This window comes from Kitasatospora sp. NPDC041917 (genome assembly GCF_055589745.1).
This window is the reverse complement of the sequence record NZ_JBVJBI010000033.1, coordinates 66,847-84,003: the sequence shown is the minus strand read 5'-3', so window position 1 is coordinate 84,003 and position 17,157 is coordinate 66,847. Positions and strand designations below refer to the sequence as shown.

Here is a 17,157-nt window from a genome sequence, read left to right as displayed (position 1 = left end):
CGCGTGCACCAGCACCGACTCGCCGGGCCGGGCCGCGGCCACGTCCACCAGCCCGTAGTAGGCGGTCACGAAGACGACCGGCATCGAGGCGGCCTCGGTGAAGGTCCAGCCGGCCGGGATCCGGGCGAGCCGCCGCCGGTCGGCGACGGCGACGGGGCCGAAGCCGCCGGGGAACAGGCCGAAGACCCGCTCGCCGGGGGCGAGGTCGGTGACCTCGGCGCCGACCTCCAGGACGACGCCGGCGCCCTCGGAGCCCAGCTCGGCGCGCTCGGGGTACATGCCGAGCGCGAGCAGCACGTCGCGGAAGTTCACGCCGGCCGCGCGGACGCCGATCCGCACCTCGCCGGGGCCGAGCGGCCGCTCGGCGGTGTCGGCGGGCAGCAGCCGCAGGCTGGTCAGGATGCCGGGCTCGGTGGGGTCGAGGGTCCAGGCGGCGGCGTCCTCGGGGACGGTCAGCGCGGCGGAGGCGGGCACGCGCACCAGTCGCGGCGCGTACAGGGCGCCGCCGCGCGCGGCGAGCTGGTTCTCCCCCAGCTCCACCGCCCGGCGGACCAGCGCCCAGTCGGCCGAGCCGTCGTCGTCGAGCAGCAGGACGCGGTCCGGGTGCTCGGACTGGGCCGAGCGCAGCAGGCCCCACACCGCGGCGCCCGCCGGGTCGGCGGGCTCCTCGCCCGGGTGGACGGCCGCGGCACCGCGGGTGACGACCACCAGGCGGTCGGCCTCGTCCCGGTCGCCGGCCAGCCAGCGCCGGGCGGCGTCGAGCGCCCCGGCGGTGGCGGTGCGGGCCCGGGCGGCGTCGTCCGCGCCGGTCGCCTCGACCCGGTGCAGCACCAGGGCCGCGCGGGCGTGGCCGGCCTCGACGGCGGACAGCTCCGCCACCGGGCATTCCTCGGCGGCGGCGGCGCCGGTCGGCAGCGCGCTCCACTCGACCGCGAACAGCGCGTCGCCGGCCTCGGCGCGGCGGCCGTCCGGCTGACCGGTGGGCGCCGGCCGCAGGGTCAGCGAGCGGACGTCGGCCACCGGTGCGCCGGTGGCGTCGGCGACCCGGATCGAGATCGCGTCCCGGCCCGCGGGGGCGAGCCGGACCCGGGCCACGGAGGCGCCGGTGGCGTGCAGGGTCACCCCGGACCAGGCGAACGGCAGCGGCGTCGCGCCGGCGTCGTCGAGGAACCCGCCGACGGTGGTGGCGTGCATGGCCGCGTCGAGCAGCGCCGGGTGGACGCCGTAGCCGGCGGCCTCCTCGGCGGCGCCCGCCGGGAGGGCGATCTCCGCGTAGACGGCGCCCTCGGCCCGCCAGGCCCGGCGCAGCCCGCGGAAGACCGGCCCGTAGCCGTAGCCGGCCTCGGTCAGCCGCTCGTAGTAGCCGTCCAGCTCCACCGGCTCGGCGTCGGCCGGCGGCCAGGCGGAGAGGTCGTACGGTTCGGCGTCCGTCCCGGCGGCCAGGGCGCCGGAGGCGTGCCGGGTCCAGCCGGCCGCGCCGTCGGGCTGGGCGTGGACGGCCACCGGGCGGTCGCCGGCCGGGTCCGGGTCGCCGACCCGCACCTGGATGCGGACGCCGCCGGTGGCGGGGACGGCCAGCGGGGCCTCGACCATCAGCTCGCGCAGCGCGGTGCAGCCGACCTCCCGGCCGGCCCGCAGCGCCAGTTCCACGAAGCCGGTGCCGGGCAGGATCGCCGTGCCGCGCACGGCGTGGTCGGCCAGCCAGGGCTGGGCGGCGAGCGACAGCCGGCCGGTGAGCAGCGCGCCCTCGCCGTCTGCGAGCGGCACGGCGGCGGTCAGCAGCGGGTGCTCGGTCCGCAGCAGGCCGGCGCCGGTCACGTCGGCCCCGGACCGGCCGGGGCGCAGCCAGTAGGGCCGGCGCTGGAAGGCGTACGGGGGCAGGGTGATCCGGCGGCCGCCGCGGTCGGCGAGGACGGCGGACCAGTCCACCGCGGCGCCCCGGGTCCAGGCGGTGGCGACGGCGGCCAGCAGGGTCTCGGCCTCGGGCCGCTCGCCCCGGGAGGCGGGCACCAGTGCGGCGTCGTCCCGGCCGGTGGCGTCCAGGGTGAGGCGCGCCATGGCGGTGAGCACCGCCTCCGGGCCGAGCTCCAGGAAGCGGGTCGCGCCCTGGCCGGCGAGCCAGCGCACGCCGTCGGCGAACCGGACGGCCCCGCGGACGTGCCGCACCCAGTACTCGGGGGTGCAGATCTCCTCGGCTCCGACGGCGGTGCCGGTGAGGTTGGAGACCACCGGCAGGCGCGGCGGGTGGTAGGCGAGGCGCTCGGCGACGGCGCGGAACTCGGCGAGCATCGGCTCCATCAGCGCCGAGTGGAAGGCGTGCGAGACCCGCAGCCGGCTGGTCCGGCGGCCCTCGGCGCGCCAGTGCCCGGCCAGGTCGGCGATCGCGTCCTGCGGTCCGGAGACCACGATCGCCCGCGGGCCGTTGACGGCGGCGACGTCGACCCCGTCGTGGGCGGCGAGCGCCTCGGCGGCCCCGGCCTCGTCGATCTCGACGGCCAGCATCGCGCCGCCGGCGGGCAGCGCCTGCATCAGCCGGCCGCGCGCGGCGACCAGGGTGCAGGCGTCGTCCAGCGAGAGCACGCCCGCGACGTGGGCGGCGGCGATCTCGCCGATGGAGTGGCCGAGCAGGAAGTCGGGGCGCACGCCCCAGTCCTCCAGCAGCCGGAACAGCGCCACCTCGAAGGCGAACAGCGCGGCCTGGGTGTGGACGGTCCGGTCCAGCAGGGCCGCCTCGGGGGTGTCCGCCTCGGCGAACATCACCGCGCGCAGCGGGTGGTCCAGCTCGGTGTCGAGCCGGGCGCAGACGGCGTCCAGGGCGTCGGCGAACACCGGGAAGGCAGTGTAGAGGGCGCGGCCCATGCCGGGGCGCTGGGAGCCCTGGCCGGAGAACAGGAACGCCGAGCGGCCGTCGGCGCTCTCGCCGCGCAGCACGCCGGGCGCCTCGGCGCCGGTGGCCAGCGCGCCGAGGCCGGCGAGCAGGCCGGCGCGGTCGGCGGCCAGGACGACGGCGCGGTGCGCCAGGCCGGTGCGGCCGGTGGCCAGTGCCAGGGCGATGTCGGCCGGGTCCGGGTCGGTGCCCGTCCCCGCGTCGGCGAAGCCGTGCAGCCGCTCGGCCTGGGCGGCGAGCGCGGTGGGGTCGGCGGCGGACAGCAGCCACGGCAGCGGCGCCCCGGTGGCGGGTGCCGCCGGGCCGCGGGCCGCCGTCTCCTCGACGGGGGCGCTCTCCAGGATGACGTGGGCGTTGGTGCCGCTGACGCCGAAGGAGGAGACGCCGGCCCGCAGCGGTCGGCCGTTCTCGGGCCAGGGCTGTGTGGCGGTCGGCAGCTCGATCGCGCCGGCCGACCAGTCCACGTGCGGTGAGGGCGCGTCCAGGTGGAGCAGGCCGGGCAGCTCGCCGTGGCGCATCGCCATGATCGTCTTGATCACCCCGGCGACGCCGGCGGCGGCCTGGGTGTGGCCGATGTTGGACTTCACCGAGCCGAGCAGCAGCGGCCGGTCGGCCGGTCGGTCCTGGCCGTAGGTGGCCAGCAGGGCCTGGGCCTCGATCGGGTCGCCGAGCCGGGTGCCGGTGCCGTGCGCCTCGACGGCGTCCACCTCGGCGGCCGTCAGTCCGGCGTTGGCGAGCGCCTGGCGGATCACCCGCTGCTGGGCGGGGCCGTTGGGGGCGGTGAGGCCGTTGGACGCGCCGTCCTGGTTGACCGCGCTGCCGCGCAGCACGGCGAGCACCCGGTGCCCGTTGCGGCGCGCGTCGGAGAGCCGCTCGACCAGCAGCATGCCCACACCCTCGGCCCAGCTGGTGCCGTCCGCCGCCGCCGAGAACGGCTTGCAGCGGCCGTCGACGGCGAGACCGCGCTGCCGGCTGAACTCGATGAAGGAGTCGGGCGACACCATCACCGTCACGCCGCCCGCGAGGGCGATGCCGCATTCGCCGGAGCGCAGCGCCCCGGCCGCCATGTGCAGGGCGACCAGCGAGGAGGAGCAGGCGGTGTCCACCGTGATGGCGGGGCCCTCCAGGCCGAAGGTGTACGCGAGCCGGCCGGAGGCGACGCTGGTCGTGGTGCCGGTCAGCACGTGGCCCTCGACGCCGTCCGGCAGCACCGCGCCCTGCCCGTAGCCGGAGGAGGTCATGCCGACGAAGACGCCGCCCTGGCTGCCGCGTACGGCGGTGGCGTCGATGCCGGCGTCCTCGAAGGCCTCCCAGGCGGCCTCCAGCAGCAGCCGCTGCTGCGGGTCCATCGCCAGGGCCTCGCGCGGGGAGATCCCGAACAGGCCGGCGTCGAACTCGCCCGCGCCGGCGAGGAAGCCGCCGGAGCGGACATAGGTGTGCCCCTGCCGGTCGGGGTCCGGGTCGTAGAGGCCCTCGACGTCCCAGCCGCGGTCGGTCGGGAAGTCGACGATCGCGTCCCCGCCGGCCGCGACCAGCCGCCAGAGGTCCTCGGGGCCCTCGACACCGCCGGGGAAGCGGCAGCTCATGCCGATGATCGCGATCGGCTCGTCGGTGGCGGCGGTGGCCGTCGCGGCCGGGCCGGAGTCGAGCCCGCCGACCAGGTAGCGGGTCATCTCGCCGATGGTCGGGTGGTCGAACACGGCGGTGGCGGGCACCGGGGTGCCGGTGCCGGCCGCCAGGCGCTTGCCCAGCTCGACGGCGGTCAGCGAGTCGAAGCCGAGGTCCTTGAAGGTCCGGCCGGTCTCCAGGCCGCTCGGGTCGGCGTGCCCGAGCACCGCGGCGACCTCGGCGCGGACGACGGCCAGGGTCTCCCGCTCGCGCTCGGCGGCGGACAGTGCGGCGATCCGGCCGCTGAGGGCGGCCGCGCCGTCGGTGCCGGCGGCGGCCGCGGCGGTGCGCGGGCCGGGCAGGTCGGCGAGCAGCGGGCTGGGCCGGGCGGAGGTGAAGGAGGCCGTGAAGGTCGTCCAGTCGACGTCGGCGACGACGACGGTGGTCTCGTCCCGGTCGACGGCCCGGTCCAGCGCGGCCAGGGCCAGCCGCGGGTCCATGGCCGGGATGCCGCGGCGGCTCAGGAAGTCCGCGCCGCGGCCGTCCGGGCCGCCGGACCACGGGCCCCAGGCGACGGAGGTGGCCGGCAGGCCGAGCGACCGGCGGTGCTCGGCCAGCGCGTCGAGGTAGCTGTTGCCGGCCGCGTAGGCGGCCTGGCCGCCGCTGCCCCAGACCCCGGCGATCGAGGAGAACAGCACGAAGGCGTCCAGCGGCATGTCCGCGAGCGCGGCGTGCAGCCGGGCGGCACCGGCGGTCTTGGCGGCGAGGACGGCCGCGAACTCTGCCGGACCGGTCAGCTCCAGGGCCTCGGTCGGGCCGACCTCGGCGGTGAGGACCACGCCCGCGACGGGGTGCTCGGCCAGCAGCGCGGCGAGCGCGTCGGCGTCGGCGAGGTCGCAGACGGCCACGGTGGCCGGGGTGCCGGCCCCGGTCGACTCGGCGGCGAAGTCGGCGAGTTCCCCGGACGGTGCGGAGGCGACCAGCAGCAGGTGCGCCGCGCCGCGGCCGGCCGCCCAGCGGGCGGCCTGGCGGCCGAGGGCACCGTCGGCTCCGGCGACCAGGACGGTGCCGGTCAGCCGCCGGCCCTCGCCGGCGGGCGCGGGCTCGGGGGCGCGCAGCAGCCGGGCGGCGTAGGTCCCGGAGGACCGTACGGCGCTCTGGTCCTCACCGGTGGCACCCGAGAGGAGGGCCGCGAGGCGCCGCCCGGCGCGCTCGTCGAGCACCGGCGGCAGGTCGATCAGGCCGCCGGTGCGGTCCGGGTGCTCCAGCGCCAGCGACCGGCCGAAGCCCCAGAGCTGGGCCTGCACCGGGTGGTCCAGCCGGTCGGCCCGGCCGGTGGAGACGGCGCCCCGGGTCAGGGTCCACAGCGGGGCGGTGATCCCGGCGTCCCCGAGCGCCTGCACCAGCGTCAGCGACACCGCCAGGCCGGCGGGCAGCACCGTCCCGGGCAGCGGCTCCTCGGCCAGGCCGGCCAGCGAGACCACGCCGGCGAACGGCTCGGCCGCGGGAAGCGCCGCGCGGAGGGTGTCGGCCAGGGCCGTACGGCCGACGGCCGGGTCGGCCACGACCAGGGTCACGGTCTGCGCACCGGCGGTGCGGATCGCCGCGACCACCTCCTCGGCGGCGGTCTCCTCGGCGGCCACCACCAGCCAGGTGCCGGTCAGGGCGACCGCCCCGCGCGGGGCGTCCACCGGCTTCCAGCCGATCCGGTAGCGCCAGGAGTCCAGCGTCGAGCGGTCCCGGCGGCGGCGCCGCCAGTCGGCCAGCGCGGGCAGCACCGAGCCGAGCAGCTCCGGCGTGTCGTCCAGCCGCAGCGCCTCGGAGAGCTCGGCCAGGTCCTCGCGTTCCACGGCGTCCCAGAACCGGGCCTCGGCCGGGTCGCCCTCGGCCGCCGGGGCGGCGGCCTGCTCCAGCCAGTGGCGCTCGCGCTGGAAGGCGTAGGTCGGCAGCTCAATCCGGCGACCGGCGGGCAGCAGCGCGGTGAAGTCGACGGCCACGCCGGCGGTCCAGGCCTCGGCCAGGGCGGTCAGCAGTTGCTCGGGGCCGCCCTGGCCGCGCCGCAGCGTGCCCAGCACGGCCGTCGCGGTCTCGGCCGCGTCGGCGGTCTCCTGCACACCCACCGTCAGCACCGGGTGCGGGCTGCACTCCACGAACACCGCCCGGCCGCTGCCGAGCAGCGCGCGGGTGGCCTCCTCGAAGCGCACCGGGGAGCGCAGGTTGTCGAACCAGTACCCGGCGTCCATCCGCGCCGTGTCGATCGGGGTGCCGGTCAGCGTCGAGTAGAGCGGAACCACGGACGTGGTCGGGCTGATCCCGGCCAGGTCGTCCAGGATGCGCCCGCGCAGCCGGTCGACCTGGGCGGAGTGCGAGGCGTAGTCCACCGGGATCCGGCGGGCCCGCACCCCGCTCTCCTCGCAGAGCGCCATCAGCGCGTCCAGCGCGTCCGGCTCGCCCGACACCACCGTCGAGGACGGGCCGTTGAACGCGGCCACCGAGATCCGGCCGTCGAACGAGCCGATCAGCCCCTCGACGGTCTCCTGGCCGACCGCCAGCGACACCATGCCGCCGTCACCGGCCAGTTCGATCAGCGCCCGGCTGCGCAGCGCCACCACCCGGGCACCGTCCTCGACGGACAGCGCACCCGCCACCACCGCCGCGGCGATCTCACCCTGCGAGTGACCGATCACGGCCGACGGCTCCACACCGTGCGCCCGCCACACCTCCGCCAGCGACACCATCACCGCCCACAGCACCGGCTGGACCACGTCCACCCGGTCCAACTCCGCGCCCGAGCGCAGCACCTCGGTCAGCGACCAGTCCGTGAACGGCGCCAACGCCGCCTCACACTGCGCCAACCTGGCCGCGAACACCGGTGAGGCCTCGGCGAGTTCCCACGCCATACCCACCCACTGCGAACCCTGACCCGGGAACACGAACACCACATCACCCGGGACGACCCGACCCCGGACCACACCCTCGCCACCGAGCACCGCGAGGCCGTCCAGCAACGCCTCCCGGTCCGCACCCAGCACCACCGCACGGTGCTCCAGACCCGCCCGCGACAGCAACGCGGACGCCACATCCGCCACCGACGCCTCCGGACGCCCCAGCACGAACTCCCGCAGCCGCTCCGCCTGCGCACCCAACGCCACCGGCGTCCGGCCCGACAGCAGCCACGGCAGTACACCCCCGGCCTCCGTCGGCTCCTCGGCCGCCGTCGCGGGCGCGGCCTCCAGGATCAGGTGCGCGTTGGTGCCGCTCATGCCGAACGAGGAGACGCCCGCCCGGCGCGGGCGACCGGCCTGCGGCCAGGGGCGCGCCTCGGACAGCAGCTCCACGGCGCCCGTCGCCCACTCCACGTGCGGGGACGGCTCGTCCGCGTGCAGCGTGGCCGGCAGGACGCCGTGCCGCATCGCCTGCACCATCTTGATCACGCCCGCCACACCGGCGGCGGCCTGGGTGTGCCCGATGTTGGACTTCACCGAGCCCAGCCACAGCGGCTCGCCGGCCCGCTCCTGGCCGTAGGTGGCCAGCAGGGCGTGCGCCTCGATCGGGTCGCCCAGCGTGGTGCCGGTGCCGTGCGCCTCGACGGCGTCGACCTCGGCGGCCGCGACTCCGGCGTTGGCCAGCGCCTGCCGGATCACCCGCTCCTGCGACGGGCCGTTCGGCGCCGTCAGACCGTTCGACGCACCGTCCTGGTTGATGGCGGTGCCGCGGATCACCGCCAGCACCTGGTGCCCGTTGCGGCGGGCGTCGGAGAGCCGCTCCAGCATGACCAGGCCGACGCCCTCGGCCAGCCCGAAGCCGTCCGCACCCGAACCGAAGGCCCGGCAGCGGCCGTCCTCGGACAGTCCGCGCAGCCGGCTGAACTCGATGAACAGGCCCGGGGTGGACATCACGGCGGCGCCGCCGGCCAGGGCGAGGTCGCACTCGCCGCCCCGCAGCGACTGGACCGCGAGGTGCAGGGCGACCAGCGAGGAGGAGCAGGCGGTGTCGACGGTGACCGCCGGGCCCTCCAGGCCGAGCGCGTACGCCACCCGGCCGGAGGCGACGCTGCCCGCGCTGCCGGTGACCCGGTAGCCCCCGTAGTTCCCCAGGGCATGGTCCATCCGCGGGCCGTACTCCTGGGTGGCGACACCGGTGAACACGCCGGTGGCGCTGTGCCGCAGCGTGGTCGGGTCGATCCCGGCGCGCTCGACGACCTCCCAGGCCGTCTCCAGCAGCAGCCGCTGCTGCGGGTCCGCGGCGGCCGCCTCGCGCGGCGAGATGCCGAAGAACGCGGCGTCGAACAGGTCCGCGTCGTACAGGAAGCCGCCCTCACGGGTGTACGAGCGGCCCGGCTCGTCGGGGTCCGCGTGGTACAGCCGGTCGAGGTCCCAGCCGCGGTTGGCGGGCAGGGTGGAGATCATGTCGCCGCGTTCGGCGACGACCTGCCACAGCTCCTCGGGCGAGCCGATGCCGCCGGGGAAGCGGCAGCCCATGCCGACGATCGCGATCGGCTCGCCCGGGGCGGCGGTCGCGGCCCTGGCCGCCGTCGGCGCCGGGCCGGTGCCGGTGGCGTCGGTCAGCAGGGCGAGCAGGTGGTCGGCGAGCGCGTTCGGCGTGGGGTGGTCGAAGGCGACGGTGGTGGGCAGCCGCAGGCCCGACGCCGCGTTCAGCCGGTTGCGGAACTCCACCGCGATCAGCGAGTCGAAGCCGAGCGCCTTGAACGCGCCGTCCATCGCGATCCCGGCCGGGTCGGCGTGGCCCAGCGCGGTCGCGGCACTGGAGCGGACCAGGTCCAGCAGGGTGCGGCGGCGGTCGGCGGCGGGCAGCACGGTCAGCCGGTCGGCGAGACCGCTCGCCGCCGCGGCGGCCGACGCCCGGCGCAGCGGGGTGCGGATCAGGCCGCGCAGCACCGCGGGGACGGCCTCGGCGCGCCCGGCCGCCTCGGCGACCGCGATCCGGGCCGGGGCGATCAGCGGGCGGCCGTCGGCGAGGGCCGCGTCGAAGAGCGCGAGGCCCTGCTCGGCGGTCATCGGTGCCAGGCCGCCGCGGACCAGGCGGGCCCGGTCGGCCTCGCCGAGCCGGCCGCCCATGCCCTCGCCGTGCGCCCAGAGGCCGGAGAGCAGCGCCTGGGCGGGCAGCCCGAGGGCGTGCCGGTGCTGGGCGAGCGCGTCGAGGAAGCCGTTGGCGGCGCCGTAGCTGCCCTGGCCGGCGGCGCCGACGGTGCTGGCCAGCGAGGAGAAGAGCACGAACGCGCTCAGGTCGAGGTCGCGGGTGAGTCGGTGCAGGTTCCAGGCCGCGTCGGCCTTGGGGCGCAGCACGGCGTCCAGCTGCTCGGGGCGCAGCCGCTGCACGGAGGCGTCGTCGACCACGCCGGCGGCGTGCACCACGGCGGTGAGCGGGTGCTCGGCCGGGACGGCGGCCAGCAGGGCGGCCAGGGCGGCCGGATCGGCCGCGTCGCAGGCGGCGGCGGTGACCTCGGCGTCCAGCCCGGCGGTCAGCTCCGCGAGTTCCCCGGCGGGCAGGCCGCGGCGGCCGACCAGCAGCAGGTGGCGGACCCCGTGCGCGGTGACCAGGTGCCGGGCCAGCACGCGGCCGATGGCGCCGGTGCCGCCGGTCAGCAGGACGGTGCCGTCCGGGTCGAACGGGGTGCGGGCGGGCTCGGCCCCGGCGAGCGGGGCGGGTCCGGCCTTGACCAGCCGCGGCGCCAGCAGGCGGCCGGCGCGCAGCGCGAGCTGCGGCTCGTCGCCGGCGAGGGCGTCGCGCAGGGCCTCGTCGGTGGGCCGCTCGCCGTCGTGGTCGAGGATCAGGATGCGGCCGGGGTGCTCGATCTGGGCGCTGCGGGCCAGGCCGAGGACGGCGGCCGCGGCGAGGTCGCGCACCTCCTCGTCCGGGCCGGTGGCGAGGGCCTGCCGGGTGAGCAGGACGAGTCGGGAGTCGGCCCGGCCCTCCTCGGCGAGGAAGGCCTGGATCAGCCCGAGGGCGCTGCGGGTCAGGGCGTGCGCGCTCTCGGCGGGGGCGTCGGGGTCGCCGGTGACCGGGAGGAGGACGGCCTCGGGCGCCGGGCCGCCGTCGAGCGGCGGCAGGCCCTGGGCGAGGTCGGCCGGGGCGGTCCGGACGGCGCCGCCGGTGGCGGCGCTGGCGGCGGGGATCCAGTCGAGCCGGTGGAGCGGGTCGGCGGTGCTCCGGCCGGCGGCCGACCGCTCCGGGTCGACGGCCCGCAGGACGAGCGCGTCGACGTCCAGGACGGCGGCGCCCGCCGGGTCGCTCAGCGTGACGGCGTAGCCGCCCTCGGGGCCGGCGGGCGCGGCGTGCACCCGGACGGCGGTGGCCCCGGCGGCGTGCAGCCGGACGCCGGCGAACGAGAAGGCGAGCCGGGTGGTCGCCGGGTCGCCGTCGAGCAGCAGCACGTGCAGCGCGGCGTCCAGCAGCGCCGGGTGGATGCCGAAGCCCTCGGTCGGGAGCGTCTCGGGGAGGGTGACCTCGGCGAACAGCTCCTCGCCGCGCCGCCAGGCGGCGGTCAGACCCTGGAAGGCCGGGCCGTAGGCGTAGCCGCGCCCGGCCAGGCCGGGGTAGGCGTCCTGGACCGTGAGCGGGACGGCGCCGGCGGGCGGCCAGGCGCCCTGCGGTGCGGGCGCGGCGGTCGGCCCGGCGGTCAGCGCGCCGGTGGCGTGCCAGGTCCAGGGGCGGTCCTCGGCGGCGGCCCGCGGGCGGGAGTGGACGGTGACGGGGCGGCGGCCCGCCTCGTCCGGCGGCAGCAGCACCACCTGGATCTGGACGGAGCCGTCGGCCGGGAGGACCAGCGGGCTCTGGAGGGTGAGCTCCTCCAGGTGCGGGTGGCCGCAGCGCAGGCCCGCGTGCAGCGCGAGGTCGACGAGCGCGGAGCCGGGCAGCACGACCGCGCCGTTGACCACGTGGTCGGCGAGCCAGGGCTGGTCGGCGGTGGCGAGCCGGCCGGTGAGGACGAGGGTGTCGTCGCCCGCGAGGGTGACGGCGGCGCCGGCCAGCGGGTGGTCGGCGGGGTCGAGGCCGAGACCGGTGGCGTCGGTCGAGCCGGCGCCGGGCGCCAGCCAGTACCGCTCGCGCTGGAAGGGGTAGGTGGGCAGCGGGACCCGCCGGGCGGAGCCGGGGAAGGCGTCCGCCCAGTCCACCGCGACGCCGGCGACGTACGCCTCGGCGAGCGCGCCGAGGAACCGCTCGGGGCCGCCATGGTCGCGGCGCAGGGTGCCGAGGGCGGCGCCGCCGCGGCCGTCGGCCTCCAGGGTCTCCTGGACGCCGACGGTGAGCACGGGGTGCGGGCTGGACTCGACGAAGGTGCGGTGGCCGGCCGCGAGCAGCGCCCGCACGGTGGGCTCGAAACGCACCACCTGGCGCAGGTTGCGGAACCAGTAGTCGGTGTCGAGTGCGGTGGTCGCCAGCAGGCCGCCGGTGACGGTGGACCAGAAGGCCGTGTGGCCTTCGCGCGGCTCGATCCCGGCGAGGGCCTCGGCCAGCTCCTCGCGCAGCGGGTCGACGGCCGGCGAGTGCGAGGCGTAGTCGACCGGAACGCGCCGGGCGCGGACGTCCTGGGCCTGGCACTGGGCGACGAACTCGTCGAGGGCCTCGGCCTCCCCCGCGACCACGGTGGCGGACGGGCCGTTGTGCGCGGCGACGGTGATCCGGCCGTCGAAGCGGGCGATGCGCGCCTCGACCTCGGCGGTCGGCAGCGGGATCGACGCCATGCCCCCGGTGCCCGCGATGGCGCGCAGGTAGCGGCTGCGCAGGGCGACGATCCGGGCGGCGTCGGCCAGGGTGAGGCCGCCGGCGACGTGCGCGGCGGCGATCTCGCCCTGGGAGTGGCCGATCACGGCGGCGGGGACGACGCCGGAGTGCCGCCAGAGCTTCGCCAGCGACACCATCACGGCGAACAGCGCGGGCTGCACCACGTCGACGCGCTCCAGCGAGGGGGCGCCGGGGGCGCCGTGCAGCACGTCGATCAGCGACCAGTCGGTGTGCGGGGCGAGGGCCTCGGCGCACGCGGTGAGCTCGGCGCGGAAGACCTCGGAGGAGGCGTACAGCTCGGCGGCCATGCCCTCCCACTGGGAGCCCTGGCCGGGGAAGACGAACACGGGGCCGTCGGGGGCGCCGGCCGTGCCGGTGGTCAGGTTGGCGGCGGGCAGTTCCCGGGTCAGCGCGTCCAGGCCGGCCAGCAGCTGCTCGCGGTCGGCGGCGACCACCACGGCGCGCCGGTCGAAGGCGGCCCGGGCGGTCAGCGACAGGCCGAGGTCGGCGAGGGACGCGGCGGCGGCCGGCCCGGCGCCGGTGCGGACGGCCTCGGCCAGCCGGGCGGCCTGGGCGCGCAGCGCGGCGTCGCCGTGGGCGGAGAGCGGGAACGGCAGCGGGCCGGTCCCGGTGGCGGCGGGGGCCGCCGGGGCGTCCTGCGGCACGCTCTCGACGATCATGTGGGCGTTGGTGCCGCTGATGCCGAAGGAGGAGACCGCGGCGCGGCGCGGACGTCCGCGCTCGGGCCAGTCCCGGGCCTCGGTCAGCAGCCGGACGCCGCCGGCGCTCCAGTCCACCCGGCTGGAGGGGGTGTCCGCGTGCAGGGTGCGCGGCAGCGTGCCGTGCCGCATCGCCTGCACCATCTTGATGATCCCGGCGACGCCGGCGGCGGCCTGGGTGTGCCCGATGTTGGTCTTCACCGAGCCGAGCCAGAGCGGGTCCTCGGCGGCGCGGTCCCGGCCGTAGGTGGCCAGCAGCGCCTGGGCCTCGATCGGGTCGCCGAGGGCGGTGCCGGTGCCGTGCGCCTCGACGGCGTCCACGTCGGCGGCGGCGAGCCCGGCGCCGGCCAGCGCCTGGCGGATCACCCGCTCCTGGGAGGGGCCGTTCGGCGCGGCGAGGCCGTTGGAGGCGCCGTCCTGGTTGATGGCGCTGCCGCGGATCACCGCGAGCACCGGGTGGCCCAGCCGCTCGGCGTCGGAGAGCCGCTCCAGGGCCAGCAGGCCCACGCCCTCGCCCCAGCCGGTGCCGTCGGCGCCCTCGGCGAAGGCCTTGCAGCGGCCGTCGGCCGACAGGCCCTGCTGCTTGCTGAACTCGATGAACATGCCGGGCGTCGCCAGCACGGTGGCGCCGCCGGCCAGGGCCATGTCGCACTCGCCGAGGCGCAGCGACTGGGCGGCGAGGTGCAGGGCGACCAGCGAGGAGGAGCAGGCCGTGTCGACGGTGACCGCCGGGCCCTCCAGGCCGAGCACGTAGGCGATCCGGCCGGAGGCGACGCTCGCGGTGTTGCCGGTCAGCAGGTGGCCTTCGAGGTCGGCCGGGGCCTGGTGCAGCCGGGGGCCGTAGTCCTGGGCGGTGGCGCCGACGAACACGCCGGTGCGGCTGCCGCGCAGCACGGCCGGGTCGACGCCGAGGCGCTCGACGGCCTCCCAGGCGGTCTCCAGCAGGAGCCGCTGCTGCGGGTCCATGGCGAGGGCCTCGCGCGGGGAGATGCCGAAGAACGCCGCGTCGAAGCGGGTCGCGTCGGTCAGGAACGCCCCGGCGGGGGTGAGCGTGCCGGTCGGGTTGCGGCCCTCGTCGGCGTAGACGCCCGCGATGTCCCAGCCGCGGTCCTCGGGGAAGCCGGTGACCAGGTCGCGGCCGTCGAGGACCGCCTGCCACAGGGTCTCGGGGGTGTCGATGCCGCCCGCGTAGCGGCAGCTCATCGCGACGATCGCGATCGGCTCGGCGCTCACGGCGCCGGGGGCGGGCGTCGCGGGCGCGACGGCGGCGGGCTCGCCGTAGAGCAGGCCGGACAGGTGCTCGGCCAGGCGCAGCGGGGTCGGGTGGTCGAAGACCAGGGAGTCCGGCAGCCGCAGCCGGGTGGCCGCGGCGAGGCGGTCGCGCAGTTCCACGGCGGTGAGCGAGTCGAAGCCCAGGTCGCGGAAGGTGAGCCGGGCGTCCACGTCGCCGGGGGTCTCGTAGTCGAGGACGGCGGCGACCTGGGCGCGGATCTGGTGCAGCAGCGCCCGCTCGTCCCGCCGCTCGGCGGCGGGCCCGGTCGGGGCCTCGACCGGGGCCGGCGCGGCGGGAGCGGGTTCGACGGCCGGACGGGCGGCCGCGTCCAGCCAGAAGCGGCGGCGCTGGAAGGCGTAGGTGGGCAGGTCGACCGGTCGGGGGGCGTGGCCCGCGAAGAGGGCGTCCCAGTCCAGCGGCGCGCCGGCGGTGTAGAGCCGGGCGACGGCGCCGAGCAGGGTCTCCGCGTCGTCGCGGTCCTTGCGCAGGGCCGGGGCCAGCAGGCCCTGGGCGCCGGCCTGCCGGGCCATCGCGCAGAGCACGCCGTCCGGGCCGACTTCGAGGAAGCGGGTGACGCCCTCGCGGTGCAGGGTGTCGACGCCGTCGGCGAAGCGGACGGCCTCGCGGACCTGGCGGACCCAGTAGTCGGGGGTGGTGAGCAGGCCGGGCTCGGCGAGTTCGCCGGTCAGGTTGGAGACGACCGGGATCCTCGGCTCGGCGAAGGTCAACTCCGCGAGCACGGCGGCGAATTCGGCGAGCATCGGCTCCATCAGGGCCGAGTGGAAGGCGTGCGAGACCGTCAGCCGGCTGGTCTTGCGGCCCTCGGCCTTCCAGCGGGCCGCGAACTCCTCCACCACCTCGGTCGGACCGGAAACCACCACGGAGGTCGGGCCGTTGACGGCCGCCACGTCCAGGCGGTCACCGATCTCCGAGCGCACCTCGGCCTCGGCGGCCTGCACCGCCAGCATCGCCCCGCCGCTCGGCAGCGCCTGCATCAGCCGACCGCGCGCCGCCACCAGGGCGCACGCGTCGGCGAGCGAGAACACGCCCGCCACATGGGCGGCCGCGATCTCACCGATCGAGTGCCCGAGCAGGAACTCCGGTGCCACGCCCCAGGATTCGAGCAACCGGAACGACGCCACCTCGACCGCGAACAGCCCCGCCTGCGCCCATACCGTCCGGTCCAGATCCTCGACGCCGTCGAACACCACGCTGCGGACCGATCCGCCGAGCAGCGGGTCGAGCTCCGCGCACAGCTCGTCGAAAGCGGTCGCGAAGGCGGGGTGGGCCTCGTACAGGCCCCGGCCCATGCCGACCCGCTGCGCGCCCTGCCCGGTGAACAGGAAGGCCGTGCGGCCCTCGTCCGTCTCCCCCGAGACCACCCCGCGCACCGGCTCGCCGGCGGCCAGCGAGCCGAGGCGGCGCAGCAGTTCGTCCCGGCCGCGGCCGAGCACGGCGGCCCGGTGGCCGAAGGCCGCGCGGGTGGTGGCCAGCGAGTGGCCGACGTCGGCCGGGTCGGCGGCGGGCGTGGCCTCCAGGTGGGCGCGCAGCCGGGCGGCCTGCTCGCGCAGCGCGTCCTCGGTGCGGCCCGACAGCGGCCAGAGCACCGGCGCGTCGGCGTCGGCGGTCCGCTCGCGCGGGTCCTCGGCCCGGCCGGGCCACTCCGTGAGCACGACGTGGCAGTTGGTGCCGCCCATGCCGAACGAGCTGACACCCGCGATCCGCGGGCCCTCGGGCCAGGGTTCGAGGGCGGTCTGCACCCGCAGACCGAGGTCGTCCAGGGGGATGCGCGGGTTGGGCCGTTCGAAGTTGAGGCTCGGCGGGAGCTGCCGGTTGGCCACCGACAGGACGGCCTTGAGCAGGCCGGCCGCGCCGGCGGCGCCTTCGAGGTGGCCGATGTTGGTCTTGGCGGAGCCGACCCGCAGCGCGGCGTCGGGGGTGCGGCCGGCGCCGAGGACGGCGCCGAGGGCCGCCGCCTCGACCGGGTCGCCGACGGCCGTGCCGGTGCCGTGCAGTTCGACGTAGCGCACCGCGTCGGGGGCGATCCCGGCGCGCCGGTAGGCGGCGCCGAGCACGTCGGCCTGGGCGTCGCGGCTGGGGGTGGTCAGGCTGTCGCCGCCGCCGTCGTTGTTGACGGCGCTGCCGCGGATGACGGCGTAGATCCGGTCGCCGTCGGCGACGGCCCGGGCGACGGTCTTGAGGGCGACGACCACGCCGCCCTCGCCGCGGACGTAGCCGTTGGCGCGCTCGTCGAAGGTGTAGCAGCGGCCGTCCGGGGAGAGCGCGCCGAAGCGGGCCGCACTGACGGTGCTCTCCGGGGCCGCGATCAGGTGCACGCCGCCGGCCAGGGCGAGGGTGGCCTCGCCGCGCCGCAGGCTGTCGGCGGCGACGTGCACCGCGACCAGGGAGGAGGACTGTCCGGCGTCGACGGTCATGCTGGGGCCGCGCAGGCCGACGGCGTAGGAGACCCGGTTGGCGATCAGGCCGCGCTGCAGGCCGGCCAGCGAGTGCGGGCCGATCTGCGCGGCGCCGCCGCGCTGGGCGAGGGTGGCGTAGTCGGAGGCCATCACGCCGACGAAGACGCCGGTCCGGCTGCCGCGCAGGGCGTCCGGCACGATCCGGGCGTCCTCCAGCGCCTCCCAGCTCAGCTCCAGCATGAGCCGCTGCTGCGGGTCCATGGCGGTGGCCTCGCGCGGCGAGATGCCGAAGAAGCCCGGGTCGAACCCGTCGATCCGGTCGAGGAAGCCGCCGCGGCGCGGGACGTCCCGCTCGGCGAGGTCGCCCCGGTCGAGGGGGACGTCACCGATCGCTTCCACGCCGTCGCACAGCAGCTTCCAGAAGGCCCGCGGGGTCGCGGCGCCCGGCAGTCGGCAGGCGAGTCCTACGACGGCGATGGCAGCGTCATCGGCATGGACCTCAGGCAT

At 77.6% G+C, this 17,157-nt stretch carries 1 protein-coding gene (only partly in view); it reads right to left on the bottom strand.

Translation table 11 applies throughout. The features are described from left to right. Nucleotides 1-17,157 carry part of the coding region annotated (locus ACZ6EM_RS30515; RefSeq protein WP_465773724.1) for a type I polyketide synthase on the bottom strand (this coding region is incomplete at its 3' end). The annotated region extends 9,854 nt beyond the left edge of the window, so 17,157 of the 27,011 annotated nt are shown.